Source organism: Campylobacter sp. MIT 21-1684, from assembly GCF_026241315.1.
Lineage (GTDB): Bacteria > Campylobacterota > Campylobacteria > Campylobacterales > Campylobacteraceae > Campylobacter_D.
Genome location: NZ_JAPHNA010000080.1, coordinates 1 through 412 on the forward strand (window position 1 = coordinate 1; position 412 = coordinate 412).

Genomic DNA, 412 nt, shown 5'->3' on the forward strand with positions numbered 1-412 from the left:
TTATAGTACCACTTTGAGTAAGATTGGTAATAGTACCTTGATTAGTAAGAGTACCATTTATAGTTCCTTGGTTAGTGAAAGTAGTAATAGTATTGCCTGATATATTTGTAAAGTCTCCTGTTATACTTCCACCTGCTTGGTTGTCAAAGCTTGTGAGTGTGCTTTGAGCATTAACCTTACCAAGAGTGCCAGCATTAGTAAAGACCATATTAGAGCCTTTAAGATTGATTTTCTTATCTGCGTTATTGGCTGCACTAATATTTCCTCCAGCTTGATTGGTAAAATTAGTTCCTTGAAAATTCAAATCATCATTTAAAGTAAGAGTGCCTGAATTAGTCAAGTCTCCTGTGATGTTTCCTGTGCCTGAGTAGCTAGTAGAACCTGTATTTGAATTGGTGAAAGTATTTAGTAG

At 35.4% G+C, this 412-nt stretch carries 1 pseudogene; it reads right to left on the bottom strand.

What is annotated here, in order from left to right:
* Positions 1 to 412 (bottom strand): annotated as a pseudogene (locus OQH62_RS08655) (hypothetical protein); the annotation flags it as partial.